Genomic DNA, 24,802 nt, shown 5'->3' on the forward strand with positions numbered 1-24,802 from the left:
TGGCCGCCCGGGGCAGGCGGCGTTGACACTCTGTGACCCTAGCCTTACATGGCCAAAAGGCTCTGCAAGGCCGGTCGTTCCCCTGTGTCATATGGGCTGTGTTCGAGGCGGGCAAGCGGATGCCAGCAAAAGAACACGCATTTGTCAGACAGGAACGGGCAGCTATGCTGGGGATCGGAACTATCGCGCGGAAGGTGTTCGGAACGCCGAACGACCGCAAGATCAAGGCGACGCGCCCGCTGGTCGAAAAGATCAACGCACTGGAGCCCGAGTTCGAAAAGCTCGACGATGCCGGGCTGATCGCCAAGACCGAGGAATTCAAGACGCGCATTGCCGAGGGCGAGAGCCTCGACAAGCTGCTGCCCGAGGCCTTTGCCAATTGCCGCGAGGGCGCCAAGCGGGCGCTGGGGCTGCGCGCCTTCGACACGCAGCTGATGGGCGGGATCTTTCTGCACCAGGGCAATATCTCGGAAATGAAGACCGGCGAGGGCAAGACCCTCGTCGCGACCTTTCCGGCCTATCTCAACGCGCTGACCGGCAAGGGCGTGCATATCGTCACCGTCAACGACTACCTCGCCCGCCGCGACGCGGAGTGGATGAGCAAGGTCTACGGTGCGCTGGGTCTGACGACCGGCGTCGTCTATCCGCAGCAGGACGAGGGCGAGAAGAAACAGGCCTATGCCGCCGATGTCACCTATGCCACGAATAACGAGCTGGGCTTCGACTATCTGCGCGACAATATGAAATCCGAGCTGACCCAGATGATGCAGCGCGGGCATTACTTCGCCATCGTCGACGAGGTGGACAGCATCCTGATCGACGAGGCGCGTACGCCGCTGATCATCTCGGGGCCGAGCCAGGACCGCTCGGATCTTTATCTCTCCATCGACAAGCTGATCCCCGAACTCGACGACGACGCCTTTACCATCGACGAAAAGACCCGCAACGTCACCTTCACCGACGAGGGCAACGAGGCGCTGGAGCAGGTTCTGCATCAGCGCGGCATTCTGGCCGAGGGTCAGTCGCTCTACGATCCCGAAAGCACCACGGTGGTGCATCACGTCAACCAGGGTCTGCGGGCGCACAAGCTCTATACCCGCGACAAGGATTACATCGTCCGCGACGGGCAGGTGGTGCTGATCGACGAATTCACCGGCCGGATGATGGCGGGCCGCCGCCTGTCGGACGGTCTGCATCAGGCCATCGAGGCCAAGGAGGGCTGCCAGATCCAGCCCGAGAACGTGACGCTGGCGCAGGTCACCTTCCAGAACTATTTCCGGCTTTATGAAAAACTGTCGGGCATGACCGGCACGGCGGTCACCGAGGCCGAGGAATTCATGGAGATCTACGGGCTGGGCGTGGTCGAGGTGCCGACCAACCGGCCCATCGCGCGGATCGACGACGACGACAAGGTCTACCGCACCGCGCAGGAGAAATACGCCGCCATCGTCGACGAGATCCAGGAAGCGCATGAGAAGGGCCAGCCGGTTCTCGTGGGCACCACCTCGATCGAGAAATCCGAGATGCTGTCGCAGCTGCTGACCCGGGCGGGGCTCAAGCACAACGTGCTGAACGCGCGCCAGCACGAGCAGGAGGCGCAGATCGTCGCCGATGCCGGCAAGCTGGGCGCGGTGACCATCGCCACCAACATGGCGGGCCGGGGCACCGACATCAAACTCGGCGGCAATGTGGATTTCCAGGTGATGGAGGCCATCGCCGCGGATCCGGAGGGCGACCCCGAGGAGATCCGGAAACGGATCGAGGAGGCGCATGCCGCCGACGAAGAGAAGGTGAAAGAGGCCGGCGGGCTCTTCGTGCTGGCCACCGAGCGCCATGAAAGCCGCCGCATCGACAACCAGCTTCGCGGTCGCTCCGGTCGTCAGGGCGATCCGGGGCGCAGCTCCTTCTATCTCTCGCTCGAAGACGACCTGATGCGCATCTTCGGCTCGGAACGGCTCGACAAGATGCTGTCCCGGCTGGGTATGAAAGAGGGCGAGGCCATCGTTCACCCCTGGGTGAACAAGTCGCTGGAACGCGCCCAGGCCAAGGTCGAGGGGCGCAACTTCGACATCCGCAAGCAGCTGCTGAAATTCGACGACGTGATGAACGACCAGCGCAAGGTGATCTTTGCGCAGCGTCTGGAGATCATGGAAACGGCGGACCTTTCGGAGATCGTGCAGGACATGCGCCACGAGGTGATCGACGAGCTGGTCGATATCTATGTGCCGCCGAAGACCTATGCCGATCAGTGGGACACGCAGGGGCTCTATGCCGCGGCGCTCGAAAAGCTCAGCCTCGATCTGCCGGTGATCAAATGGGGCGAGGAAGAGGGCGTCGACGCCGAGGTGATCCGCGAGCGCATGGAAGAGGCCTCCGACAATTTCATGGCGGAAAAGGCCGAGGCTTTCGGCGCCGACACCATGCGCCAGATCGAAAAGCAGGTGCTGCTCCAGACCATCGACACCAAATGGCGCGAGCATCTGCTGACGCTGGAACATCTGCGCTCGGTCGTGGGGTTCCGTGGCTACGCGCAGCGCGATCCGCTGAACGAATACAAGACCGAGGCCTTCCAGCTCTTCGAATCCATGCTCGAATCGCTGCGTGAGACGGTGACGGAACAGCTCTCGCGCATCCGCCCGATGACCGAGGAAGAGCAGCAGGCGATGATGCAGCAGCTCGCCCAGCAGCGCGCGCAGTTGCGCGAGCAGGCCGAGGCTGGCGCTGCGGCGCATCCGGCGGCTCCGGGCGAGCCCGACGCGCCGGCGCCCGCAGCGGGACCGGCGGCGGCGGCGGCGGAAACCGCCGCGGCTGCGGTGGAGGGGTTCGACGAGAACAATCCCGATACCTGGGGCAATCCTGGCCGGAACGATCTCTGCCCCTGCGGCTCGGGAAAGAAATTCAAGCATTGCCATGGTCGTCTCGCCTAAGACAGGCTTGTCATCGCGAGCTTGGGAGACGGGGCGCTGCGGCGCCCCGTTTCGCGTCAGAATGACTCCCCGCTTATGCCGCAACAGCGCCTCTTTTTGGGCTCAGATTGTTTCCAGTTTGGAAGAGTGAGCAGATAGCGGAGGCCGGTATGGCACGCCTCAAGACATATTTCCTGGCCGCGGCGACGGTCTTTACCGCCCTGGCGATCGGCTATGTGATGCAGCATGGCAGCACGCCGGATCAGGCCGGGCTGGACCGGTCCGAAGAGATCGTGGTGCGCGATATCACCGACACCTCCTCGGCGGCGATGCCGCGTCTGCCCTCGGACGATGTGGCGGCGAAGCTGCCCGACGCCGGCATTCAGCGGGTCGCGGCGGAGCGCATGACGGCGCCTGCCGAGCCGCTGCCGCAGGAGCGCGCCACCGCCGGTTTCGACTGCGATATCTCGCTGAGCGCGGCGGCCAATGCCGGCGCCATGGTCGACCTCAAGCTGTCGGCGCCCTGCTACGCCTCCGAACGCGTGACGATCCATCACCACGGGCTGATGTTCACCGAGATCACCCGACCCGATGGCACCCTGCGGGTCAGTGTTCCGGCGCTCTCCACCCGGGCGCTCTTCATCGCCTCCTTTGATGGCGGCGACGGCGCGACCGCCAGCGCCGAGGTGCCGGCGCTGCCGTTCTACGACCGCGTCGTGCTGCAATGGAAGGGCGATACCGGGCTGCAACTGCATGCCCGCGAATTCGGCGCCTCCTATTTCACCGAAGGTCATGTCTGGGCCGCCTCTGCCGGCGATCTGTCGCGGACCGCAAAGGGCGAGGGCGGGTTCCTGACGCGGCTCGGCAATGCCGATGCCACCGCGCCGCTGATCGCGGAGATCTACAGCTTTCCCGTGGGCACCAGCAAGCTGAGCGGGCAGATTGCGCTGACCGTCGAGGCCGAGGTGACCGAGGCCAATTGCGGCGCGCAGGTCGAGGCGCAGACGCTGGAGCGCCATGGCGACACGCCGCTGCGGGTCCGCGATCTGACGCTGGACGTGCCGACCTGCGACAGCACGGGCGATTTTCTGGTGTTGAAAAACCTCATCGAAGACCTGAAGATCGCCGGCAACTGACAGGGGCAACCGGGATCATTCTTTCATGAGGGCGTTTCGTGCGGCGGTCTTCGCCGCACTTTTCTTTGTCGCGGGGCCGCTCTGGGCGCAGGACATCACCCTGCGCTCGCGCGATGGCGGCATCGAGCTCACCGGCACGCTGCTGGGCTTCGACGGCGAGTTCTACCGCATGCAGAGCCGTTTCGGCGAGCTGACGGTGGACAGCTCCGGCGTGCTCTGCGAGGGGCCGGGCTGCCCGTCGCTGACCGATTTCGTCGCCGAGATGCGGGTCTCGGGCTCCGCCACAATCGGCGAGGTGCTGATGCCCGCGCTGCTCGAGGGCTTTGCGCTGCGCAACGGGCTGAGCGCCGCGCGCGAGCCGATGGAGGCACGGCGGTTTCGCTACATCCTCACCGACCCGGATGAGGACCGCGTCGTCGGCCGCTTCGATTTCCATGTGACCAGCACCGATGAGGGCTTTGCCGATCTGCTGGCGGACGAGGCCGATATCGTCATGGCCCTGCGCGAGATACGGCCCGCCGAGCTGCGCCTTGCCAGCGACGCGGGGCTGGGCGACCTGGCGCATCCCAACCGCAGCCGCGTGCTGGCGCTCGACGCGATGATCCCGGTGGTGGCGGCGAACAACCCGGTCGATGCGATCTCGCTCTCGGATCTGGCGCGGGTGCTGTCGGGCCGGCTGCGCAACTGGCGCGAGCTGGGCGGGCCGGACGCGCCGGTGGTGCTGCATCTGCGCAATGCCTCTTCGGGCCTGTCGCAGGGGATCGAGGACCGGTTGTTGCAGCCGTCCGAGCTGGAATTGCATGGCGAGATCGCGCGCCATGACAGCAATACCGCGCTGTCGCGCGCGGTGGGGCGCGATCCGTTCGGCATCGGGCTGGCGAGCTATTCCGAGATCGGCAATACCAAGCCGCTCTATCTCACCGGAAGCTGCGGCTTTCACCTGCGCGGGCGCCGGGCGGCGATCAAGACCGAGGATTATCCGCTGACCGCGCCGATGTTTCTCTACCTTCCGGCGCGGCGGCTGCCGGCGCTGGCGCGGGAGTTTTTGGCCTATACCAGAAGCTCGCCGGCGCAGATCGTGATCCGCCGCGCCGGTTTCGTCGATCAGGCGCCGGAGGAGATCCCCCTGAACCAGCAGGGCGACCGGCTGGCCAATGCCGTTGCGGTGGCAGAGGGCGAGGAGGGGCTCGCCGGATTGCAGCGCATGGTGCGGGTGATGGCGCCAATGCGGCGGCTGACCACCTCGTTCCGGTTCGAACCGGGCTCGGCGCGGCTCGATGCGCAATCGCGTTCGAATGTGCAACAGCTGGCGCGCTCGCTGGAGGCGGGGGAGTATGACGGGCGGCGGCTGGTCTTTGTGGGCTTTTCCGACGGGCAGGGGCCGGCACGGGGCAATCTGGAGATCGCCCGGGAGCGCGCCGATGCGGTGCGCGGGGCGGTGATGCAGACAGCGGAGGCGGCCGATCTGGATCGTATCGACCTGGTGACGGAGGCGTTTGGCGAGGCGATGCCGATGGCCTGTGACGATACCGTTTGGGGGCGGCAGGTGAACCGGCGCGTCGAGGTCTGGCTGCGCTGAGCCGAAGAGGCCCGCAAGGGCTGAGGAGGCGTCTCGTCAAGCCCTTGCGGGCGTTCCTCGACCCCTCTAGAGCAAGCCCTCGCTGCGAAAGCTGAGTTCGCGTGAGCGACCGATCACGAGATGATCGTGCAGCGTGATGCCCAGCGCATCGGCGGCGAGCTGGATCTGCATCGTCATGTCGATATCAGACTGGCTGGGCGTAGGATCTCCCGACGGGTGGTTGTGCACCAGAATGAGCGCGCTGGCATTCAGCTCCAGCGCCCGTTTGACCACCTCGCGGGGATAGACCGGCACATGATCCACCGTGCCGCGCGCCTGCGGCTCGTCGGCGATCAGCACGTTCTTGCGGTCGAGAAACAGGATGCGGAACTGCTCGGTATCGCGATGCGCCATGGCGGTCTGACAATAATCGAGCAGCGCCTCCCAGGAGCTGACCACCTGCTTTTGCAGTACCCTTGAGCGCGCCAGCCGATGCGCCGCCGCTTCGACGATCTTCAGCTCTGTCACCACCGCATCGCCGATGCCCGGGATCTCCTGCAACCGCGCTGGCGGGGCGGAGAGCACGCCGCTGAAATCGCCGAAGGCCTCGAGCAGTGCGCGGGCGAGCGGTTTCACGTCGCGGCGGGGAATGGCGCGGAACAGGACCAGTTCCAGCATCTCATAATCCGGCAGCGCATCGGCCCCGCCCGCAAGAAAACGCTCGCGCAGCCGCGCCCGGTGATCGCGCAGATAGGAGGGCAGGGGGCGGGCCCCCTCCACCGCGAAGGCGGGCGCCTCGTCATGGGCGAAAAGGCTGGCCTGGGAATCGGAAAACTGGCGCGCGCGGGTCATGGGCAAAGCCTCGCGCGGTGGGGTTAGGGAAGGGTTAACGTGAAACGGGCCGCGCTGGGAGGCGCGGCCCGTTGATCTGTGTCGGGCGGGGGACCCTGTCGGGGCTCCGCCTATAGATCCCGGACCACAAGTCCGGGATTTACCCCTTCATCGAATCCCAGAAGTTCTTCACCGACGAGAAGAAGCTGTGCGATTCCGGGTTGTTGTCTTCGCTCTGCTCCTCGAACTCGCGCAGCAGCTCTTTCTGGCGCGAGGTCAGGTTCACCGGCGTTTCGACGGCCAGCTCGATGAACATGTCGCCCGCCGCGCCGCCGCGCAGCGCCGGCATGCCTTTGCCGCGCAGGCGCATCTGCCGGCCCGACTGGCTGCCCGCCGGGATCTTCACCCGCGACCGGCCACCGTCGATTGTCGGCACCTCGATATCGCCCCCCAGCGCCGCCGTGGTCATCGACACCGGTACGCGGCAATGCAGCTCGGGCCCCTCGCGCTCGAAGATCTCGTGCCGCTTCACCTCGATGAAGATATAGAGATCGCCCGGAGGCCCGCCGCGCATGCCCGCTTCGCCCTCGCCGGCAAGCCGGATACGGGTGCCGGTCTCGACGCCTGCGGGGATGTTCACCGACAGCGCGCGTTCTTTCTGCACGCGGCCCATGCCGCCGCATTTCTGGCAGGGATTCTTGATGATCTGGCCCAGCCCCGAACAGGTCGGACAGGTGCGCTCCACGGTAAAGAAACCCTGCGTCGCGCGCACCTTGCCCATGCCGGAACAGGTCGGGCAGGTCACCGGCTCGGCACCGCCTTCGGCGCCGGAGCCGTTGCATTCGCCGCATTGCACCGAGGTCGGCACGTTGATCGTCTTCTGGAGACCGCCATAGGCCTCCTCCAGCGTCACGCGCAGATTGTAGCGCAGATCGGCCCCGCGTGCGGCACGCTGCCGCCCGCCGCCGCCCTGGCGTCCGCCCATGAAATCGCCGAAGAGATCGTCGAACACATCGGAAAACGCGCTGGCGAAATCGCCCTGGCCACCCTGAAAGCCGCCGCCGGGTCGCTGGCCGCCGCCGCCCATGCCGCCTTCGAAAGCGGCGTGGCCGAAGCGGTCATAGGCCGCCTTCTTCTCGGCGTCCTTCAGAACCTCGTAAGCTTCGTTCGCTTCCTTGAACTGGGCCTCGGCTTCGGGATTGTCGGCGTTGCGGTCGGGGTGAAGCTCCTTGGCCTTCTTGCGATAGGCCTTCTTGATTTCGTCCGCGGAGGCACCCTTGCTGACACCGAGCACGTCGTAAAAGTCACGCTTGGACATTCATGCCCTCCTTTTGTCCGGAACGGAAAAGGGCCGGCCCGGCGCCCGGACCGGCCCCCGTTCTGTTCCGTGGCCTCAGCTCAGCTGCTGCGCTTGTCGTTGCCCAGATCCTCGAAATCCGCGTCGACGATATCGTCGTCGGAAGCGGAGGATCCGGCCTCGTCGGCGCCTTCGGGGCTGTCGGAGCCCTCACCGGCTTCGGCCTGCGCCTTGTAGATCGCCTCGCCCAGACGCATGGCCACTTCGGTCACGTTCTGGATGCCGGATTTGATCTTCTCAGCGGTCACATCGTCCTTCTCGAGATCTTCCTTGAGCGCGGACACGGCCAGCTCGATGGCTTCGATGGTCGACGGATCGACCTTGTCGCCATGCTCTTCCATCGACTTCTCGGTCGAGTGGACGAGGCTCTCGGCCTGGTTGCGGGCCTCGACGAGATCGCGGCGCTCCTTGTCCTTCTCGGCGTTTTCCTCGGCGTCCTTGACCATCTGTTCGATGTCGTCGTCCGAGAGACCGCCGGAGGCCTGGATGGTGATCTTCTGCTCCTTGCCGGTGCCCTTGTCCTTGGCCGACACGGAGACGATGCCGTTGGCGTCGATGTCGAAGGTCACCTCGATCTGCGGCATGCCGCGCGGTGCCGGCGGGATGTTCTCGAGGTTGAACTGGCCCAGCAGCTTGTTGTCCGCCGCCATCTCGCGCTCGCCCTGGAAGACCCGGATCGTCACCGCGCCCTGGTTGTCCTCGGCGGTGGAGAAGATCTGGCTCTTCTTGGTCGGGATCGTGGTGTTGCGGTCGATCAGGCGGGTGAACACGCCACCCAGCGTCTCGATGCCGAGCGACAGGGGCGTCACGTCGAGCAGCACCACGTCCTTGACGTCGCCCTGCAGCACGCCGGCCTGAATGGCGGCGCCCATGGCGACCACCTCGTCCGGGTTCACGCCCTTATGCGGCTCCTTGCCGAAGAACTTGGTCACCTCTTCGACGACCTTCGGCATCCGGGTCATACCGCCGACCAGAACCACCTCGTCGATCTCGTCCTTGGAGATGCCGGCGTCTTTCATCGCCGCCTGGCAGGGCTTGATCGAGGCCTTGATCAGGTCGCCCACGAGGCTTTCCAGCTTGGCGCGGGTCAGCTTCATGACCATGTGCAGCGGCTGGCCGTTCGAGCCCATCGAGATGAACGGCTGGTTGATCTCGGTCTGGGACGAGCTGGACAGCTCGATCTTGGCCTTCTCCGCCGCCTCTTTCAGACGCTGAAGCGCCATCTTGTCGGCGGTCAGGTCGACCTGGTGCTCTTTCTTGAACTCGTCGGCGAGGTAGTTGACGATTCGCATGTCGAAGTCTTCACCGCCGAGGAACGTGTCGCCGTTGGTGGATTTCACTTCGAAGAGGCCGTCGTCGATCTCGAGAATGGTCACGTCGAAGGTGCCGCCGCCGAGGTCATAGACGGCGATGGTCTTCGATTCCTTCTTGTCGAGACCGTAGGCCAGCGCGGCGGCCGTCGGCTCGTTGATGATGCGCAGCACTTCGAGGCCGGCGATCTTGCCGGCGTCCTTGGTGGCCTGACGCTGCTGGTCGTTGAAATAGGCCGGCACGGTGATGACCGCCTGGGTCACCTCTTCGCCGAGATAGCTCTCGGCGGTTTCCTTCATCTTGCCGAGGATGAAGGCGGAAATCTGCGACGGGCTGTATTTTTCGCCCTTGGCTTCAACCCAAGCGTCGCCATTGCCGCCGTCGACGATTTTGTACGGCACGATCTTCTGATCTTTGGTCACCTCCGCATCGGTGGTGCGGCGGCCGATCAGACGCTTGACGGCAAAGATGGTGGCTTCGGGGTTGGTGACGGCCTGCCGCTTGGCGGGCTGGCCGACGAGACGTTCGTCGTCGGTGAAGGCGACGATGGAGGGGGTGGTACGGGCACCCTCGGCGTTTTCGATCACGCGGGCCTGAGACCCGTCCATGATGGCAACGCAGGAGTTGGTGGTGCCGAGGTCGATACCGATCACTTTGGCCATGTTCGATCCCTTTCGTAGTCAAGGCGATGACGCGAGGCGAGGGACCCGATTACGGCATCCAGCCCCGCAAGTGTGAAATGCCGTCCGGTTGGGGCCTCGCGGCGTTCGGAGGGTATATAAGGAGGGGCTTTGAGCCCTGCAAGCGCCGTGCCGGGCGAGAGTCCGGCAAATGACAGGAATTTCTTTGCAGCTCGTGGCGGAATGCGGAAGAAAGTGGCCATGGCAGAGTTCATCGACCGGCGCGGTTTCCGGATTTATCACGATTTTCTCGACCGCGCGGCGCAGGAGGCGCTGGTCGGGGCGCTGCGTGCCTGCCTGCGCGTGGCGCCGCTCTATCAGCCGGTGACGCCGCGCGGGCAGAAGATGTCGGTGCGCATGTCGGCGGCGGGGCGGTTCGGCTGGATCACCGACCGGCGCGGCTATCGCTACGAGGAGCGCCACCCGGACGGCATGGCCTGGCCGCCGATCCCGGCAGAGGTGATGGCGATCTGGGAGGCGGTGGCGGATTGCACCCGCGCACCGGAATGCTGCCTGATCAACTGGTACGGCGAAGGCGCCCGCATGGGGCTGCATCAGGACAAGGACGAGGCGGATTGCGCCTGCCCGGTGGTCTCGGTGTCGCTGGGCGACGAGGGTCTCTTTCGCATGGGCAACACCGAACGCGGTGGCAAGACGGAATCGGTCTGGCTGCGCTCCGGCGATGTGGTGGCGATGGGCGGCGAGGCGCGGCTGAAGCATCACGGCGTCGACCGGATCCGCTTCGGCTCCTCGACGTTGCTGCCGCAGGGCGGGCGGATCAACCTGACGCTGCGGGTGGTCACCTGAGCCGGGCCTTCAAACTTGCCCGCGCCTGCCAGGCAATCGTATAGCGGTGCGGGTAAGGGACGGACCGGAATGCGCAAAGACAGGCTGACGACACTCAGAGAGCTCTATGAAGGCGACAGCGACCGCGCGCACCGGTTCCGCTATGTGGTGCTGACATTCGACATCGTCACCGTGCTTTTCGTCATCGCGACCTCCTTCACCCATCACGGCCCGGTGGTCGAGGCGATCGACGCGGTGTTCGGGGTGTTCATCCTGGCGGATTTCGCCGCCCGCATCGCCATTTCGCAGAACCGGCTGCGCTTTCTGCTGATGCCGGTGACGCTCGCCGATATCGTCTCGATCATCTCGTTTCTGGCGCCGCTCGCGGGCGAGGGGCTGGGCTTTCTCCGCGTCGTGCGCACGCTGCGCTTTCTGCACACCTATCAGCTGCTGAAACGGCTGCGGGCGGATTTCCCGTTCTTCCGGCACAATCAGGATGTGTTTATCGCGGCGATCAACCTGATGGTCTTCATCTTCGTGATGACCGGGCTGGTCTATGCCACGCAATACGGCAGCAATCCGCAGATCTCGAACTATGCCGATGCGCTCTATTTCACTGTGACCGCGCTTACCACCACCGGGTTCGGCGATATCACCCTGACCGGATCTTTCGGGCGGATGATCTCGGTGGTCGTGATGATCTTTGGCGTGACGCTGTTTCTGCGGCTGGCGCAGGTGCTGTTCCGCCCCAACAAGGTGCGCGAGACCTGCCGGACCTGCGGGCTGTCGCTGCACGACGCCGACGCGGTACATTGCAAGCATTGCGGCGCGGTGATCCATATCGAAACCGAAGGGCAGAACTGATGACCGATCTGGTGATCCGCGATTTCGAGCTGCGCGACCGCGACGCGCTGTGGCGCATTCTGGAGCCGGTGTTCCGCGCCGGCGACACCTATGCCATCGACCCCGACATCTCGCGCGAGGCGGCGCTGGCCTATTGGTGCGGGCCGGAGCGGCGGGTGTTCTCGGCGGTGCTCGACGGGCGGCTGGCGGGGTCTTACTATCTCGTGCGCAACCAGCAGGGCGGCGGCAGCCATGTCTGCAATTGCGGTTTCGTCACCGATACGGCGCTGCGCGGCAAGGGCGTGGCGCGCCAGATGCTCGCCCATGCGCTGGAGACGGCGCGCGCCGCCGGCTTCCGCGCCATGCAGTTCAATTTCGTGATCTCGACCAACACCCGCGCCGTGGCGCTCTGGGAGCGCGCCGGCTTCGATATCGCCGCCCGCCTGCCCGGCGCCTTCCGGCATCCGGAAAGGGGTTATGTCGACGCGCTCGTCATGTATAAGGCGCTGGTGACGGACTGACCCGTCCTGGAGAGACCTTTGCCCGAAGACACCCGCCTGCTTGCCGTCCTGATCGACGCCGACAACACCTCGCCGAAATACGCCCGCGCGATCTTTGACGAGATCGCCTCGCTGGGGGAGGCCAGCGTGCGGCGGCTCTATGGTGATTTCTCCAGCCAGCAGATGTCGGGCTGGTCGAAGATCACCGCCGAGTTCGGGCTGGTGCCGCTGCATTCGCCGGCCAATACGGTGGGCAAGAACGCCAGCGACATCTCGCTGGTGATCGACGCGATGGATCTGATGCACACGGGTCGCTTCGACGGCTTTGTGCTGGTCAGCTCGGACAGCGATTTCACCCGGCTCGCCAGCCGCATCCGCGAGCAGGGGCTGGATGTGTTCGGCATGGGCATGCAGAAGACGCCAGACGCCTTCCGCAAGGCCTGCAAGCGGTTCATCTTTCTGGAAAACCTCGACGGTGCGCCCGAGCAGAAACCCGGAAGCCCGGCGCCGCGCCCCTCCGGCAAGCTCGACGAGGCGCGCAATCTCATCTTTACCGCGATGGACGGGATCGAGCAGGAGGACGACTGGTACACGCTGGGCCAGCTCGGCCAGTTCATCACCGCCGCGAACCCCGATTTCGACACCCGCAGCTATGGCAAGCGCAAGCTCTCGGATCTGGTGGCGGAGCTGAAGGTGTTCGAGACCAAGCGTGGCCCGGGCAATCAGCTATTGGTTCGCCGGCTCGACTAAGGCGTTCCGCGGGCTGAAAGGCGTCAGGGCTTGCGACCGTAGCGGGCAAGGAAGGTGGTGACCGCGCCATTGACCACGCGGGCGATTTCCTGTTCGGAGAAGCGGGACTTGATGCCGAAGACCAGCTTGGTCCAGAGATCGGCCTTGCAGAGCTCGGCGAACTGATCGGCGGCGAGATCGAAATCCTCGATCTCCAGCTCGCCCCGCTCTACCGCCTCGCGCAGATATCCGGTCATCTCGCCATGCATCAGCATCGGGCCGCTCTGGTAGAACTGCTTGCCGAGCTCGGGGAAGCGGTCGGCCTCCGCCACGCAGATGCGGAACACCCGGTGGCTCATGTCCGAGAGAATGAAGCACAGGAAGGTGCGTCCGACCAACGGCAGCACGATCTGCGGCGGCTGGGTCATGTCGATGGCCATCAGGGACTCGTCGGCCTGAAGCTTGCATTGCTTGCTGGCCATTTCCATGAAGAGCAGGCGCTTGTCCGGAAAGTAGCTGTAAAGCGTCGCCTTCGAGACCCCCGCCGCACGGGCGATATCGTCGACGCTGGCGCCCTCGAACCCGTCGCGCAGAAAGATTTCGCGCGCGCCTGCAAGCACCTGATCGAATTTGCGTCCGCGCCGGACGGTCGCCGCGCTGGCCGGCATCTGAACTCTCCCCTAGTCGACCGATTATAGACGGTTCGGTTCATTTCGGGCAAGCGTTCATGGTGAAAACACGTCTTGAGCGGCCAATCTGCCTGCGAAATGTCACAGATCGGGCTGCGGCATTCTGGACCGGCTGGCGGGCGAAAATCCGATTGAATTTCCCGGCTTGCTTCGTATTTTAGAATCATTCCAAACTGAGGGCCTGTCATGCGCTTTTTCACCCAACGCCGTCATTTCAGGGATCTGAGCGAGCAGGAGGTGCTGGCGCTGGCGATTTCTTCGGAAGAGGACGACGCCCGGATCTATCGCAGCTACGCAGAGATGCTGAGGGGCGATTTTCCCGATACCGCCAAGGTCTTCGATGGCATGGCGGAGGAGGAGGACGGGCACCGCAAGGCGCTGATCTCGGCCCATCGCATTCGCTTTGGCGAGGTCATTCCGCTGATCCGGCGCGAGCATGTGGCGGGGTTCTATGCGCGCCGCCCGGTCTGGCTGATGAAGAACCTGTCGCTGGAGCGCATCCGCGAAGAGGCGGAGATCATGGAGCGCGACGCAGAGCGCTTCTATCTCGAGGCGGCGCGGCGCAGCACCGATGCGGGCACGCGCAAGCTTCTGGGCGATCTCGCCGCCGCCGAGGCCGGGCACGAGCAGCGCGCCACCGAGCTGGGCGAGGCGCATCTGGGCGACGAGGCACGCGGCGACGAGGATCGGCTCGCGCACCGGCAATTCGTGCTGACCTGGGTGCAGCCGGGGCTGGCGGGGCTGATGGACGGGTCGGTCTCGACCCTGGCGCCGATCTTTGCCACCGCCTTTGCCACGCAGGATCCCTGGACGACCTTCCTGGTGGGGCTTGCGGCCTCGGTCGGCGCGGGGATCTCCATGGGGTTCACCGAGGCCGCCTCGGACGATGGCGAGCTGTCGGGCCGCGGCTCGCCGATGAAGCGCGGCATCGCTTCTGGGGTGATGACCACCGTGGGCGGGCTCGGCCACGCGTTGCCCTATCTCATCCCGCATTTCTGGACCGCGACGATCATCGCCTGGATCATCGTGTTCTTCGAGCTCTGGGCGATTGCCTGGATTCAGAACAAGTTCATGGAGACGCCATTCTGGCGGGCTTCGATGCAGGTGGTTCTGGGCGGTGCGCTGGTGCTGGCGGCTGGGGTGCTGATCGGCAGCGGTTGAGGCGCGGCGCTCGTCAAGCCCTTGCGGGCTTTCCTCGCGGGGGCGGCGCGTTTCCCCGGTCTCCGCGCAGATAAGCGCTGGCAGAGCGGGCTGACCCATGGCAAACCGGCACGGGCGTGCAAGAGGCCAAGGGAGACGCGACCATGACCCAGTTCGGCAAGGGCTGCCACCTGCATCTGATCGACGGATCGGCCTTTATCTTCCGCGCCTATCACGCGCTGCCGCCGCTGACCCGCAAATCCGACGGGCTGCCCATCGGCGCCGTTTCGGGCTTTTGCAATATGTTGCAGAAATATGTCGAGGACAATGCCGGCCCCGACGCGCCGACCCATGTGGCGGTGATCTTCGACAAGGGCAGCCATACCTTCCGCAACGATCTCTACGATCTCTACAAGGCCAATCGCGAGGAGATGCCCGAGGATCTGCGCCCGCAGATCCCGCTGACCCGCAAGGCCACAGAAGCCTTCAACATCGCCTGCAAGGAGATGGAGGGGTATGAGGCCGACGACATCATCGCCACGCTGGCGGTGCAGGCGCGCGAGGCCGGCGGGCGGGTGACGATCATCAGCTCCGACAAGGATCTGATGCAGCTTGTCGGCGACGGGGTCGAGATGCTCGACGCGATGAAGAACCGCCGCATCGACCGCGACGGCGTGTTCGAGAAATTCGGTGTCTGGCCCGACCGGGTGGTCGATGTGCAGGCGCTGGCGGGCGACTCGGTTGACAACGTGCCGGGCGCCCCGGGGATCGGTATCAAGACCGCGGCGCTTCTGATCAACGAGTTCGGCTCGCTGGAGGATCTGCTGGAGCGCGCCGACGAGATCAAGCAGCCCAAGCGCCGGCAGACGCTGATCGACAAGCGCGAGCAGATCGAGCTGTCGAAGAAGCTGGTGCAGCTCGATTGCGAAACGCCGCTCGATTTCACGCTCGACGATCTGGAGGTGAAGGAGCCCGATGCGGAGGTGCTGCTGGGCTTCCTCACGGAGATGGAATTCCGCACGCTCACCAAGCGCATCGCCGACTCGCTGGGCACCGAGCCGCCGGTCATTCCCGATACCACGCCGGAGGGCGCCAACCCGCCCGAAGACGATGCGCCGGAGCTGCCGCCCATCGACCCGGAGAAATACGCTTGGGTGAAGAGCGCCGAGGATCTCGCGCCCTGGATCGGGGCGGCATACCAGCGCGGCTGGGTGGCGGTGGATACCGAGACCACCGGGCTCAACGAGATGGCCTGCGATCTGGTGGGGATCTCGCTCTGCATCGAGCCGGGGCAGGCCTGCTATATTCCGCTGGCCCATCGCGCGGCGGGCACTGACGATCTCTTCGGGTCCGAGGATCTCGCCGAGGGGCAGATGCCCATGCAGGCGGCGCTCGACGCTCTGAAGCCGCTGCTCGAGGATCCGGCGGTGATGAAGATCGGGCAGAACATGAAATACGATGCCAAGATCTTTGCCCGTTACGGCGTGCAGATTGCGCCGATCGACGACACGATGCTGATGTCCTACGCGATGAATGCCGGGCTGCACACGCACGGGATGGACGCGCTTTCCGAGCGCTACCTGTCGCACAGCCCGATCCCGATCAAGGAGCTGCTGGGCTCGGGCAAGAGCCAGATCACCTTCGACCGGGTGCCCATCGCGGACGCGGTGAAATACGCCGCCGAGGATGCGGATATCACCCTGCGGCTCTGGCAGATCTTCAAGCCGCAGCTGCACCGCGCGCATGTGACCCGGGTCTATGAGGGGCTGGAGCGTCCGCTGGTGCCGGTTCTGGCAGAGATGGAGATGGCCGGGGTTCAGGTCGACCGCGACACGCTGAGCCGCATGTCCAACGCGTTTTCGCAGAAGATGGCGCAGCTCGAGGCCGAGATCCACGAGCTGGCGGGGGAGACCTTCAATGTCGGCTCGCCCAAGCAGCTCGGCGAGATCCTCTTTGACAAGATGGGGATCGAGGGCGGCAAGAAGGGCAAGACCGGGGCCTATGCCACCGGGGCCGATGTGCTGGAGGATCTGGCGACCGAGCACGAGCTGCCGGCGCGGGTGCTGGACTGGCGGCAGCTCTCGAAGCTGAAGAGCACCTACACGGATGCGCTTCAGGAGCATATCAACAAGGAGACGGGCCGGGTTCACACCTCCTATGTGATCGCCGGCGCGAATACCGGGCGTCTGGCCTCGACCGATCCCAACCTGCAGAACATCCCCGTGCGCAGCGAGGAGGGGCGGCGCATCCGCGAGGCATTCGTGGCGCCCGAGGGCAAGACGCTGGTCTCGCTCGACTATTCCCAGATCGAGCTGCGCATCCTGGCGCATATGGCGGATATCGACGCGCTGAAACAGGCCTTCCGCGAGGGGCAGGACATCCACGCCATGACCGCGTCGGAGATGTTCAACGTGCCGATGGAGGAGATGACGCCGGAGATCCGCCGGCAGGCCAAGGCGATCAATTTCGGGGTGATCTACGGCATCTCGGGCTTTGGCCTCGCGCGTAACCTGCGCATCCCGCGCAAGGAGGCGCAGGATTTCATAGACCGCTATTTCGAGCGCTTCCCCGGCATCAAGACCTATATGGACGACACCGTGGCCTTTGCGAAGGACAACAAGCGGGTGGAGACGCTCTTTGGCCGGGTGATCCACACGCCGGAGATCGCTGCCAAGGGCCCGCGTGCGGGCTTTGCCAAACGCGCCGCGATCAACGCGCCGATCCAGGGCACGGCGGCGGATATCATCCGACGGGCGATGATCCGCATGCCGGAGGCCATCGAGGGGCTGCCCGCGACGATGCTGTTGCAGGTGCATGACGAACTGCTCTTCGAGGTCGAAGCCGGTGCCGAGGACGAGCTGATCGCCGCCGCGCGCAAGGTCATGGAGGGCGCCGCAGAGCCGGTGGTGAAGCTCGACGTGCCGCTGGTGGTGGATGCCGGGCAGGGCGGGAGCTGGGCCGAGGCGCATTGAGCCGAAGATTTGGCCTGGCCGGGGCGTGTGGGAAAATTGCCCGGCCTGCGGTCTCAGACGACCCGCCCCGGGCTTGACCCGGGGCCTCCACCTTTGCCGCCGAGGCCCCGGACCAGGTCCGGGGCGGGTGGGTTTTTAACCCACCGCCGGCGCGGGGGCCTGAACCAGCCCCTGGCCGCGATCCAGCGCGTCGGTGGCCGGGTCGATCCCGGCGGCGGTGCAGGTGGCCAGCAGCCGCGCGCGCACCGCCTCCGCCGTGGCCGGACTGCCGGAGGCGCGCTGGGCCTCCCACCAGAGCGCCGCGATTCCGGCTGCATGCGGGCAGGCCATCGAGGTGCCGTTCAGCGCCCGCAACCCGCCGCCCGTCGCCGCCGAGATCACATTGACTCCGGGCGCCGAGAGCGTGGGATTGGTGTTGGAGAAGGGCGCGATGCCGAAGCCCGCCTCGCCCTGCCCCAGCGCGCCCACCGAGACCACGCCCAGTGCCGCCGCCGGCACCGAAGCCGAGACCTCGAATTGCGGATCGACGGTGCGGCGGCTCTCGTTGCCGGAGGCGGCGCAGACCACGGTGCCGCCGGAAAACGCCGCCTGGGCGCGCAGCATGTCCATCAGCGCGTCGAACATGCGCAGGTTCATCCGGTAGCCTTCGAGCGCGGCGGAACCGGCCAGCAGTGGCGGCCAGCCCTGCTCCTGTAGCTGCTCGACCAGCCCGGGGAAATCGAAGCCGAGCGACATGGAAATCACCTGCGCCTGACGGTCCGAGGCCCATTTCATTGCCTGAAACAGCATGTCGGAGGAGCCGCGCCCGTCATCGGCCAGCACCTTGCCGATCAGCGCATCGGTCACGCCACGCGCGACACCGATGCGGGTGCCCTCCACGTCGCGGCCGAACACCGTGCCGGCGCAATGGGTGCCGTGGCCGTTCGCGTCCTCGATGCCCGATCCCGCGAAGTCGCGGGTGGTGAGCGTGACGCCCTCAAAGGCCGGGTGATCGCTGTCGATGCCGGTATCGAGCACGGCCACCCGCACGCCGGCGCCGGTGAAGGGGCTGGCATCCGCGCCGGTGGCGGCGATGCCCCAGGCGGGCTCGGCATCCTCGGTGCGCACATCGTCCAGCGGCTCGGGCTCGATCAGCCGGGTGGGCATGGCGCGGGCCACCGCCGCGATGGCGGGATCGCGCGACACGTCGCGCATGTCGCGGGCGCTGAGATCGGCGGTTTCGAGGCTGGGCGCGGGTGGCACGGCGCCTGAGATCGCGCTTTCAAGCGCGCCGGATGACATCGCCGGAGCGCCAAGAGGCAGGGCCGACCGCGGCGCGCGGCTGCGGAACGGGGCATTGTCGTCGCGCAGAATGATGAACATGGGAAATCTCGCTTCAATAGGACGGTTTCAATGTCTTAATGAAGCGAGCATACCCCCATAGGTTGATTTCACGAAGCGCGGCCCCGTGAAACCTACGTGAATTCGCCGGTCAGATAAGGCCGTTTCGGCGGAACAATGCCTTCAGATCCGCTTCGGGGCGCGGCCCCATATGGCTGATCACCTCGGAGGCGGCCACGGTGCCCATGCGGCCCGCCGTTTCCATGTCTGCTCCGGTGGCGAGCCCGTAGAGGAAACCCGCGGCGAACTGATCGCCGGCGCCGGTGGCATCGACAGGCACCACCTTGGTCACCGGCACATCGGTGCGCACGCCCTCGCGCATGATGCTCACCCCGTCGCCCGAGCGCGTGCAGACCACCAGCGGGCAGAGCTCGGCCACCCGGGCGAGATCCTTCTCAAGCGAGTCGTCCTGGTAGAGCGAGCGGATCTCGGCCTCGTTGCCGATCACGTAATCCATCTCATTGGCGATGAGGCGCAGGAAATCCTCTCGGTGACGCTCGACGCAGAACGGATCCGAGATCGCGATCCCGGCCAGACCGCCGGCCTTGCGGCAGGTGCGGGCGGCGCGCAGGAACGCCTCCTTGCCCTTGGGCTTGTCGAAGAGATAGCCCTCGAGGAAGACGATTTCCGCCTGTGCGGCCACGTCTTCGGAGACGTCCTCGGGCCCGAGCTCGGCGGAGATGCCGAGATAGGTGTTCATCGAGCGCTCGCCATCGGGCGAGACAAAGATCATCGAGCGCGAGCTGGGCAGCTCGCCGCCCGCGACCGGGGCGTTGACGAAATCGGTGCCGCCCTTTTCCATCGACTCGGCATAGAAACGTCCCAGCGCGTCGTCACGCACACGGCCAATAAAGCCGGTGTTCAGCCCCAGATTGCCGAGTCCGGCCAGGGTATTGGCCACCGAGCCGCCGGCAGCCTGCACGCGGTTTTCCATCGCACCGTAGAGTGTTTCGGCGCGCTCGCGCTCGACGAGCTGCATGATGCCCTTCTCGATCCCCATCAATTCGAGAAAGCTGTCGTCGCTGCGGCTGATCACGTCGACGATGGCGTTGCCGATGCCGACGACCTGGTATTTCTTCGTCGGATGCTGGGGGGTCAATGTCATGGTGTCTTGTCCTCGAACTGGCAGAGATCGCGGATCAGACAGGCATTGCATTTGGGTTTGCGCGCGACGCAGGTATAGCGCCCGTGCAGGATGAGCCAGTGATGCGCATGCTGCTGGAAATCCACGGGGATGTTGTCTTCGATGGCGCGTTCGGTGGCGACCACGTCCTTGCCCGGACAGATGCCGGTGCGGTTGCCGACGCGAAAGATATGCGTGTCGACCGCCTGCGCCGGATAATGCCACCACATGTTCAGCACCACATTCGCCGTCTTGCGCCCGACCCCGGGCAGCGCCTGGAGCGCCGCGCGGGAACAGGGCACCTCGCCGCCGTAGTCCTCGTGCAGGATCTTCGACAGCTTGATGACGTTCTTGGCCTTGTTGCGATAAAGCCCGATGGTCTTGATATGCTCGATCACGCCCTCTTCGCCGAGCGCCAGCATCTTTTCCGGCGTGTCGGCGATCTGGAACAGCTTGCGCGTTGCTTTATTAACGCCGGCATCTGTGGCCTGCGCGGAAAGCGCCACGGCCACCACCAGCGTGTAGGCGTTCACGTGCTCCAGCTCGCCCTTGGGTTCGGGTTCAGCCTCGCGGAAGCGGGTGAAGATTTCCCGCAGGGTGTGGTAGTCGAGCTGTTTTGCCATCCCGCGTTTAATGCCCGCAGCCCGAGGGATGCGCAACATTCGGGTCGCAAGCTGAGGCTATTTGTCTAGAAAAAGAGGAAGATGGCCGGAATCCCGGCAAAGGCTGCGCAATCGGGGCGGATCCATGGACGAGAACGGATATCACTATGAGGTCATGCGGCGGGCCATCGCCATGGTGGACGAGGCCGGGCCGCAGGCAACGCTGGAGGATCTGGCGGCGCGGATGGATATGAGCCCGGCGCATTTCCAGCGGATCTTTTCGCGCTGGGCCGGTGTCTCGCCCAAACGGCTTCAGCAATATCTGACGCTGGGCCATGCCAAGGCGCTGCTGGAAGAGCGCTTTACCACGCTCGACACCGCTTATGCGACGGGCTTGTCGGGCAGCGGGCGGCTGCACGATCTGTTTCTGCGCTGGGAGGCGATGAGCCCGGGCGAGTTCGCCCGCGGCGCCGAGGGGCTGACGATCCGCTGGGGCTGGTTCGACAGCCCGTTCGGCAAGGCGCTGGTGATGGGCACCGACAAGGGGATCTGCGGCATGGGCTTTGCCTCGGAGGCCGGAGACGAGGCGACCATGGCCGATCTGCGCGGGCGCTGGCCCGGCGCGGATTTCGTCGAGGACCCGGCGGCGCTCGCCAGTTGGGCAGAGCGGGCCTTTGGCCGGACAGAGGGCGAGGTGCCGCTCTTCCTGATCGGCGCGCCGTTCCAGATCAAGGTCTGGGAGGCGCTGATGCGCATTCCCTCGGGCCATGTGACGACCTATTCCGAGATCGCCCAGGCCATCGGCAAGCCCCGCGCGGTGCGCGCGGTCGGCACGGCGGTCGGGCGCAATCCGGTCTCGCTGATCATCCCCTGTCACCGGGCGCTGCGCAAATCCGGCGGGCTCGGGGGCTATCATTGGGGCTTGCCTGTCAAACGCGCCATTCTCGCCTGGGAAGCGGCGCGGCTGGAGGCGTAGGGGCGTAGGCTCGGTGGCGTGTCCTGCGCCGGGTGCGGAGGATTGCGACCGATCCGCCCGTTATCACGATGGGCGGAGACCTGCCGATTTCCGCGTGACAGGGTTATTGGCGCGATGCATCCTCGGGCTATAACGCAGGAGGAGACCCCCGCCGGGGGCCAACGAATTATGAGGCATATAATGATCCGGGCCAGAACTCCCATTCTTCTTTCGCTTGCCGCGGTCATGGCGCTGGGCGCCTGTACCGAAGGCCAGATGTTCGACGAGAACAACCCCAACAACAACACCAACCGCGGTGTCGCGCTTGGCGCGCTGGGCGGCGCGGTGGCCGGGCGTCTGATCGGCGGCAACAATGACGATACCGTCAAGAACACCCTGGCGGGCGCCGCCGCTGGCGCGGCCATCGGCGGCATCATCGGCAATCAGCTCGACAAGCAGGAAGCAGAACTGCGCCAGCAGCTGGGCAATGACGTGACGATCAACAATACCGGCGACCGGCTGATCGTGACCATGCCGCAGGACATTCTCTTCGCCACCGACAGCGCGTCGCTGCGGTCCGACCTTCAGGCCGATATCCGCACCGTGGGCCGGTCGCTGCTCGAGTATCCGAACACCACCGTGCAGGTGCTGGGCCATACTGACAGCGATGGCGACGCCGCCTATAACCTCGGCCTGTCGCAGCGCCGGGCGCAATCGGTGGCCAGCCTGCTCATCGCCGAGGGCGTGCCGTCCTCGCGCGTGCAGGCCATCGGGCGTGGCGAGGATCAGCCGGTCGCGTCGAACCTGACCGCCGAAGGCAAACAGCAGAACCGCCGGGTGGAAATCGTGATCCTGCCCACCGGCTGATCCCGGGGGTCTTGACAGATCTGACCGCGCCGCAGGCCACCTGCGGCGCGGTTTTCTTTTGTGCCGGTGCTGGGCTGGCGGCTCCGGGATGCAAAAGGCCCCCGCCGGAGCGGGGGCCTTGATGTGAGCGAGCCCGAAGAGAGAGATGAGAGAGAGGGCTCAGCAACCGGTGCCGTGCAGCACCACTTTGAAGGTCTTCGCGAGGATCTGGAGATCGGTCCCGAGGGACAGCTTGCGGAGATACTCGGTATCGAACCCGGCGCGCTCGGCAAAGCTCGAGTCGTTGCGCACCGAGGTCTGCCAGAAGCCGGTGATGCCGGGGCGCAGCGCGTAATAGGCGGTGCCGGGATAGAGCTCCTGCTGATCCACCATCATCGGGCGCGGGCCGACGAGTGACATGTCGCCGCGCAGCACGTTCCAGAGCTGCGGCAGTTCGTCGAGCGACGTCTTGCGGATGAGCCGGCCGACACGAGTGATGCGCGGATCGTGGCGCAGCTTCTGCGTCAGGTTCCATTCCTTGCGCGCGGCGGGATTGCGGTCGAGATAGGCTTCGAGCTGGCGATCCGCATCGGTGACCATCGAGCGCAGCTTCCACATGTGGAAGACGCGGCCATTCCGGCCCACGCGCTTTTGCAGATAGAAGGGTGATTTGCCGTCGAGCGCGATGATTGCGGCCAGAACCAGCGTCACCGCCAGCACCGGCAGCGCGCCCGTCAGAACAAGTGCGATATCAAGCGCGCGCTTGAAAGCATGGCGGTAAAAGGACGCGCGGGGTGCGGCGAAGAGCGCATCGTCGATGAGCTGTTCAATTTCGGCCGTGGGCAGCGGCTGGCGGATATGAAGAGTCACAATGACCTCCCGAAGGCATGCATCGACGGAAGAAAGCGGCAGGCAGGCCGAGAGGCCGGGTGACATTGGCACGCAGGTACCAGGTGCTCTGCCGAAGGCAGAACAGGACAGCACGCGCCGTTGAGACGGGTTAGATTGTCAAAATGTCAGTTCCGAGCAGTACGCAGCAGACTTACCGTTAACTCCCAAGTGGAAGCACCAACCCCCAGTGCCGTAGTATGACGAAATTATGTTCTTTGGCTCGATGTTGATGGTTATGACCCTGCGCCATATTTTCGTCAACAAGTCGTTTGAGGCACAACTTATAGGAGAGTTTCCTCGCGTCGTTTTGTGTTAGACATGAGCGCGCATCATGATTGCCTGCCACTGCAACCGGTGGGATGCGGCGTCGGATATCGGGGCGCAGCGTTCGGCCTGGAACCGTGCCGCCGCGCTGCACGGTCACGCATTTTGATGCGAAACAGTTGTGGCGCGTTCAGCTCCTAATTGTCCCAAAGCCGGAAACAAATTCGTGCAGTAGCATGTATTGATATTGGGCTTCGCCGTGGTTCGTGCTGCGGTGCATGTCATCTTCCGGACGCTGGCTTGAATTCTGGAAACAATATGCCGAGGTGCGTTTCGCCGCCGAGTTGCGATCCGCCGTCAGCCCTCCCTGTGGTACGGCCCCACGTCTCTGAGTGGCGGACGACCGCCCGGTCCTTTGCACCGTCCCTGGAAATGCTGCGGGTGCAACACGCTTAGGGTGAATAAAATGCTCACGAAATATTACAGATCGTCGGTTCGCGCGATAATCGCAGCCTGAAATGCGCCGGGCATCGGCCCAGCAAACGTCACATTTGATCCGAATCGGGCCACATTCCCGAGGGCCGCCGCGAGAATATGGCGATGATATGCCGCCGCTCTTCAGTTGCATGCGCCGCCCGGCTTGCCTATTTCGACCCGGACTCCTCCGCGCGATGAAAGGGCCCGGCAAATGGCGAACCATCTCTATCAAGGCGACCTGCCCGACGGGCTGGATCTGGGTCCGGTCGTGGCCATCGACTGCGAGACCATGGGGCTCGACCCGCATCGCGACCGGCTCTGCGTGGTGCAGCTCTCCGGGGGCGATGGCAATGCGCATCTGGTTCAGGTGGCCAAGGGCCAGACCGAGGCGCCCAATCTTTGCCGGCTGCTGCGCGACGAGAACGTGCTGAAGCTCTTCCATTTCGGCCGTTTCGACATCGCCGCCATGTATCATGCCTTCGGTGCGCTGGCGGCGCCGGTCTATTGCACCAAGATCGCCAGCCGCATGGTGCGCACCTATACCGACCGGCACGGGCTCAAGGCGCTGACGCAGGAGCTGCTGAGCGTCGATATCTCGAAGCAGCAGCAATCCAGCGACTGGGGCGCCGTCACGCTGACCGATGCCCAGCTCGATTACGCCGCCTCCGACGTGCTCTATCTGCACCGCCTGCGCGAGGCGCTGAACCGCATGCTGGAGCGCGAGGGGCGCGTGGAGCTGGCGCAGGCCTGTTTCGACTTCCTGCCGACCCGCGCGCTGCTCGATCTCGAAGGCTGGCCCGAGACCGACATCTTTGCCCACGCCTGA

Annotated in this window: 20 protein-coding genes; 12 read left to right on the top strand and 8 right to left on the bottom strand. The window is 65.1% G+C overall.

Annotated elements, in window-relative coordinates; translation table 11 throughout:
* The first annotated feature begins 164 nt into the window (after positions 1-164).
* The 3 genes from secA (at position 165) to Ga0080574_RS12280 (ending at position 5,621) form a co-directional block, all read left to right on the top strand.
* Positions 165-2,927, top strand: coding sequence for a preprotein translocase subunit SecA (gene secA, locus Ga0080574_RS12270; protein WP_076699435.1), 2,763 nt, complete (start codon positions 165-167; stop codon positions 2,925-2,927).
* 149 nt (positions 2,928-3,076) lie between these two features.
* Positions 3,077-4,042: a translocase gene (locus Ga0080574_RS12275; RefSeq protein ID WP_076699438.1), complete on the top strand. Its 966-nt coding sequence runs from the start codon at positions 3,077-3,079 to the stop codon at positions 4,040-4,042.
* Positions 4,043-4,067: 25 nt separating this feature from the next.
* On the top strand, positions 4,068-5,621 hold the full coding sequence (locus Ga0080574_RS12280; RefSeq protein WP_076699440.1) for a substrate-binding domain-containing protein: 1,554 nt from the start codon (positions 4,068-4,070) through the stop codon (positions 5,619-5,621).
* 66 nt (positions 5,622-5,687) lie between these two features.
* Here the strand turns inward: Ga0080574_RS12280 and radC are convergent, their stop codons facing one another.
* The 3 genes from radC to dnaK all read right to left on the bottom strand — a co-directional run bounded on the left by radC (position 5,688) and on the right by dnaK (position 9,761).
* Positions 5,688-6,452 (bottom strand): RadC family protein, encoded by a 765-nt coding sequence (gene radC, locus Ga0080574_RS12285; protein ID WP_076699452.1) that lies wholly within the window; start codon positions 6,450-6,452, stop codon positions 5,688-5,690.
* A gap of 139 nt (positions 6,453-6,591) precedes the next feature.
* Positions 6,592-7,749: a molecular chaperone DnaJ gene (gene dnaJ, locus Ga0080574_RS12290; protein ID WP_076699454.1), complete on the bottom strand. Its 1,158-nt coding sequence runs from the start codon at positions 7,747-7,749 to the stop codon at positions 6,592-6,594.
* Positions 7,750-7,829: 80 nt separating this feature from the next.
* On the bottom strand, positions 7,830-9,761 hold the full coding sequence (dnaK, locus tag Ga0080574_RS12295; protein ID WP_076699457.1) for a molecular chaperone DnaK: 1,932 nt from the start codon (positions 9,759-9,761) through the stop codon (positions 7,830-7,832).
* A gap of 219 nt (positions 9,762-9,980) precedes the next feature.
* Here dnaK and Ga0080574_RS12300 point away from each other — a divergent pair, with 219 nt between their 5' ends.
* From Ga0080574_RS12300 to Ga0080574_RS12315, 4 genes are all read left to right on the top strand, one after another.
* The gene (locus Ga0080574_RS12300; protein ID WP_076705916.1) at positions 9,981-10,586 is read left to right on the top strand and encodes an alpha-ketoglutarate-dependent dioxygenase AlkB family protein; all 606 of its coding nucleotides are present in this window, start codon (positions 9,981-9,983) and stop codon (positions 10,584-10,586) included.
* A gap of 69 nt (positions 10,587-10,655) precedes the next feature.
* Positions 10,656-11,429 carry a potassium channel family protein gene (locus Ga0080574_RS12305; RefSeq protein WP_076699459.1) on the top strand — a complete coding sequence of 258 codons (774 nt, stop codon included), beginning with the start codon at positions 10,656-10,658 and terminating at the stop codon, positions 11,427-11,429.
* Entirely contained in the window at positions 11,429-11,929 is a 501-nt protein-coding gene (locus Ga0080574_RS12310) for a GNAT family N-acetyltransferase (RefSeq protein ID WP_198039808.1), read from the top strand. The genes Ga0080574_RS12305 and Ga0080574_RS12310 overlap by 1 nt, the downstream gene beginning before the upstream one ends.
* Before the next feature lie 18 nt (positions 11,930-11,947).
* The gene (locus Ga0080574_RS12315; RefSeq protein WP_076699461.1) at positions 11,948-12,658 is read left to right on the top strand and encodes an NYN domain-containing protein; all 711 of its coding nucleotides are present in this window, start codon (positions 11,948-11,950) and stop codon (positions 12,656-12,658) included.
* A gap of 23 nt (positions 12,659-12,681) precedes the next feature.
* Here Ga0080574_RS12315 and Ga0080574_RS12320 read toward each other — a convergent pair whose 3' ends face one another.
* The gene (locus Ga0080574_RS12320) at positions 12,682-13,305 is read right to left on the bottom strand and encodes a TetR/AcrR family transcriptional regulator (RefSeq protein ID WP_076699470.1); all 624 of its coding nucleotides are present in this window, start codon (positions 13,303-13,305) and stop codon (positions 12,682-12,684) included.
* 207 nt (positions 13,306-13,512) lie between these two features.
* Here Ga0080574_RS12320 and mbfA point away from each other — a divergent pair, with 207 nt between their 5' ends.
* Together mbfA and polA are read left to right on the top strand one after the other, a co-directional pair.
* The gene (gene mbfA, locus Ga0080574_RS12325; RefSeq protein WP_076699471.1) at positions 13,513-14,487 is read left to right on the top strand and encodes an iron exporter MbfA; all 975 of its coding nucleotides are present in this window, start codon (positions 13,513-13,515) and stop codon (positions 14,485-14,487) included.
* A gap of 143 nt (positions 14,488-14,630) precedes the next feature.
* Positions 14,631-17,438: a DNA polymerase I gene (gene polA / locus Ga0080574_RS12330; RefSeq protein WP_076699472.1), complete on the top strand. Its 2,808-nt coding sequence runs from the start codon at positions 14,631-14,633 to the stop codon at positions 17,436-17,438.
* Between the two features lie 135 nt (positions 17,439-17,573).
* Here the strand turns inward: polA and Ga0080574_RS12335 are convergent, their stop codons facing one another.
* The 3 genes from Ga0080574_RS12335 to nth form a co-directional block, all read right to left on the bottom strand.
* Positions 17,574-18,800: a S8 family peptidase gene (locus tag Ga0080574_RS12335; RefSeq protein ID WP_076699474.1), complete on the bottom strand. Its 1,227-nt coding sequence runs from the start codon at positions 18,798-18,800 to the stop codon at positions 17,574-17,576.
* Positions 18,801-18,909: 109 nt separating this feature from the next.
* Positions 18,910-19,923 carry an adenosine kinase gene (locus Ga0080574_RS12340; protein ID WP_076699476.1) on the bottom strand — a complete coding sequence of 338 codons (1,014 nt, stop codon included), beginning with the start codon at positions 19,921-19,923 and terminating at the stop codon, positions 18,910-18,912.
* Positions 19,920-20,564 (bottom strand): endonuclease III, encoded by a 645-nt coding sequence (nth, locus tag Ga0080574_RS12345; protein ID WP_076699477.1) that lies wholly within the window; start codon positions 20,562-20,564, stop codon positions 19,920-19,922. The genes Ga0080574_RS12340 and nth overlap by 4 nt, the downstream gene beginning before the upstream one ends.
* Positions 20,565-20,688: 124 nt before the next feature.
* Here nth and Ga0080574_RS12350 point away from each other — a divergent pair, with 124 nt between their 5' ends.
* On the top strand, positions 20,689-21,519 hold the full coding sequence (locus tag Ga0080574_RS12350) for a methylated-DNA--[protein]-cysteine S-methyltransferase (RefSeq protein ID WP_076699478.1): 831 nt from the start codon (positions 20,689-20,691) through the stop codon (positions 21,517-21,519).
* A 180-nt stretch (positions 21,520-21,699) separates the two neighbouring features.
* Entirely contained in the window at positions 21,700-22,365 is a 666-nt protein-coding gene (locus tag Ga0080574_RS12355) for a YiaD family glycine zipper/OmpA-like lipoprotein (protein WP_076699480.1), read from the top strand.
* Positions 22,366-22,524: 159 nt separating this feature from the next.
* On the opposite strand, the gene Ga0080574_RS12360 is transcribed toward Ga0080574_RS12355, so the two are convergent.
* Positions 22,525-23,214 (bottom strand): sugar transferase, encoded by a 690-nt coding sequence (locus Ga0080574_RS12360; protein ID WP_076705920.1) that lies wholly within the window; start codon positions 23,212-23,214, stop codon positions 22,525-22,527.
* 973 nt (positions 23,215-24,187) lie between these two features.
* Here Ga0080574_RS12360 and Ga0080574_RS12365 point away from each other — a divergent pair.
* On the top strand, positions 24,188-24,802 hold the full coding sequence (locus tag Ga0080574_RS12365) for a ribonuclease D (protein WP_076699482.1): 615 nt from the start codon (positions 24,188-24,190) through the stop codon (positions 24,800-24,802).

The organism is Salipiger abyssi (assembly GCF_001975705.1).
Taxonomy (GTDB): Bacteria; Pseudomonadota; Alphaproteobacteria; order Rhodobacterales; family Rhodobacteraceae; genus Salipiger; species Salipiger abyssi.